This is a genomic window from Ruegeria sp. ANG-R (assembly GCF_000813985.1).
GTDB lineage: Bacteria > Pseudomonadota > Alphaproteobacteria > Rhodobacterales > Rhodobacteraceae > Ruegeria.
Genome location: NZ_JWLJ01000041.1, coordinates 1 through 3,244, shown reverse-complemented (window position 1 = coordinate 3,244; position 3,244 = coordinate 1). Strand labels below are relative to the sequence as shown.

The window sequence follows — 3,244 nt, the reverse complement described above, 5'->3', positions numbered from 1 at the left end:
GGCCTTGATAAACTGGTAATCAGCAGTGGTTCTGGTGATTTCAAGGATATTGATGATCTCATCCTGCAGAGTGATGGCGGCACGGCTGTTATCTTCGATGGTGACACATCCATCCGGTTGGAGGGGATCAGTCGAGATGACGTGATTGCCCAAGCGGACTCGATATTCGGGGATGAGACAGACCTGATCTATCAGGACCTTGACGCCTGGAGTATCTAACAGTTTGCATCAGCCACGCGCGGTCTTTGCAGATCACGCGTGGCTGCGTTGCCAACATTGGAGTGACCAGAGTCGGTTCTAATGAGCGCAACCTATGCATTGAATGCAAAGACTGCGGTAGTGTCGAGTACTCCTGAGCCTGTGCCAAGGTTGAGCTGATAGATCAGCGTTTTTTGAATGGGTAGAGCATAGATACGTTAAGGATTTTAAGGGCCATCCTAGCACGGCGATACTCGATTCCACGCCGGTAGCTGAAAGAACTTATCAGGGGAGTTCGGTGCGGCTTTCGATATCGTGACTCTAACAGCAAGATTGACAAATCTGGGTGTTTGGTGGCTGAGAATCCTCGTGTCTAAAAAACTTGTGGTCGGCCCTGACGGATTGGGACAAGCCGTGTTAAGGTCCGCATTTCAGGCCGCTGCGTGAATGGCTGCCGTTATAATTTTTGATCGAATCTCCTATCAATAACAACGCGGTTTTGGCGTCGGGCAGCGGGTTGACGCGGGCGCAATCGTATTTGAGTGCTTTCACGAATGCGGTTGGATAGTTTTTTGGCCGGCGTGAAGCAAGATTTCAGCCCGGGTTGTTTTGCTAAGATGCGTGTGTAATTCCTCGTGTGTTTGTGTCTCGAATCCGCTGCGTTGGTACTGCCCTTGCCGCGGCTACCGGCGTGTATCTCGAATCCCGCCTGTTGAGCCTCGTGTTTCCAGCTCGCATCACGCGTTCAGCTATGATCTGTATTAAATCGGGTTAGGGCACCATCATCTACTTAAGTTAAGGTTAAACAGCGTGCAGGACCACTTTCTACAGGAGGTGCGCTTCTTATAACGAAATCATATAGAGGCCTGCTCGTTCTTCTTCTGCGAGCTATTAAGTACTGAACAGGAAATTTCATTAACTTGAGGTCTGAGATTGCGGCACATCCCTATTCATTGCTACTGCTACCAATGATGGCCGCAACAAGTCTGCAGGCGTTGCACAGGTTCTGGGTGGCCGCCTCGAATGCGCAATGCCGCGGAAACGCACTCCGCTATGCGCGGAAATGAAAAAGGGACACCATGGCTGACACCACGGAAGGTAAGATCGGCACGTTTTCGGCTCTGTCGATCGGTATCGGGGGGATGGTTGGTGGCGGGATTTTTGCTGTCACGGGCCTGACGATTCACTTGACCAAAGGTGGTGCGCCAATGGCGTTTGTCATCGCCGGGATTGTTGCCCTTCTGACAAGCTATTCCTACCTGCGAATGACTCTGCGTTATCCCAGCGAAGGCGGTACCGTCGAATTCCTGATCCAGGGATATGGCGTCGGAGTGTTTTCCGGTGCATTGAATATTCTTCTGTCCATGAGCTACATGGTTTTGCTTGCCGTTTACGCCTATGCGTTTGGCAGCTACGCAAGTTCCATTTTCATCGAATTCGACACGGGCTTTTATACAAGGCTGCTGGCCAGTGGCCTGCTAGTTGCGCTTGTTGTCGTCAATATTTTCGGTGCTGCGTTGGTGATCCGGTCCGAGAATGCATTTAACGCCAGCAAAATGGTTCTTTTGCTTATCTTCATCGCCATCGGTCTTGCGATGCCGATGGATTGGAGCAGGATGAGCGCTTCGGAATATGTACCACCTTTCGAGCTGGTCGCCGGAGCTATGGTAATTTTCCTGAACTACGAAGGTTTCGAGTTAATCGCGAACGCCAGCAAAGATATCAAGAACCCGAAACGGGCGCTCCCAATTGCCTATATTGGCGGCGTGCTGATCGCCATCGTTCTGTATGTGTTGATCACGTTTGTGGTTCTTGGGCATCTTTCCTTTCCGCGGATTGAATCCCATTCTGACTATTCTCTTTCTTATGCCGCGCGCAGTTTCATGGGCCCTTGGGGGCATATCGTTACCGTTGCTGCCCTGTTGGCTACATCCTCTGCAATCAACGCGACTTTCTATGGCGCGGGGCGCCTGACATACACGATCGCAAAATCCGGTGAATTGCCGCGCGAGTTGGAACGGGATCTGCGCGGCCAACCGTTGGAGGGGATGTTCCTGTTCGCCGCCATTGCATTGGTGATCGTCAATTTTCTGCCCCTGAACGCCATTGCGACAATGGGCAGCGCGGGCTTTTTGCTGATCTTTCTGGCCGTGAACTACGCGAATGTGCGGCTGGCCAAGGAAACCGAAAGCCGTGCCTGGATTTCGATGGCGGGCGTAATCGCCTGCGCTATCGCATTCTTTGCCCTCTGCTGGCAGGTTGGTCAAAACGAGGCAACCCGTCCGCATCTGTGGATTCTCGCGGGTATGATTGTGTCAGCTTTTGTGATTGAAATTGCTTATAGAAACATCGCGAAAAGAGAAGTTCGCCTTCGAAACAATTAGGATGGTGCCAAACACTTCTCGCCGCGCTATCCATCTCGTTCGTGATCGCCGCGGGCAGAAGCGGAGGCCAGTCGGCGCCTCTGACGAAATCAGGGAGAATTATGAATGTGTCGTTGGGCTGCTTACATCGGAGAACCGGTTCATTTGAGTGAGGTTATCTCGCACCCGGAGCATTCACTCATAGACCAGAGTCTGCACGCGACCCAAAGTGTGACGCCCACAAATGCAGATGGTGTCGGTTTGGCGTGGTACGGTGCTCGCCCAACCCCGGGTGTGTTTCGTGACATCCTGCCCGCCTGGTCAGACCGCAATCTGAAATCGGTCGCGGAACATGTCTCTTCAGGGCTGTTTCTGGGCCATATACGCGCGTCAAGCGGCGCGCCGACCAGCCGTGAGAACTGCCATCCGTTCACCGCTGACAATTGGAGTTTCGTTCATAACGGCGAAGTTGGCGGATTTTCCGATTTTCGCCGCCACGCGAATGCGCTGATCCCCGATGACCTGTACCACCATCGCGAAGGGACAACAGATAGCGAGGCGATGTTCTTGATTGCCCTGCACGAAGGCCTTGCCGACGATCCCAAAACCGCGCTTGAACGAGCGGCCGGGCAATTAGAGGCGATGAGTCGAGCCCATGGGTCCGCGCCGCATCTGCATATGAG

At 53.0% G+C, this 3,244-nt stretch carries 3 protein-coding genes; all 3 read left to right on the top strand.

The genetic code is table 11. The features are described from left to right. Window positions 1-219, top strand: a 219-nt coding sequence (locus RA27_RS24550; RefSeq protein WP_039544654.1) for a hypothetical protein, incomplete at its 5' end; no start/stop codon positions are given. Between the two features lie 1,058 nt (window positions 220-1,277). Continuing rightward, a complete protein-coding gene (locus RA27_RS23000; RefSeq protein ID WP_039543831.1) occupies window positions 1,278-2,582 on the top strand; it encodes an APC family permease in 1,305 nt (434 codons plus the stop codon). A 105-nt stretch (window positions 2,583-2,687) separates the two neighbouring features. Next, the coding region (locus tag RA27_RS22995) for a class II glutamine amidotransferase (RefSeq protein WP_039544651.1) at window positions 2,688-3,244 on the top strand (557 nt) is incomplete at its 3' end.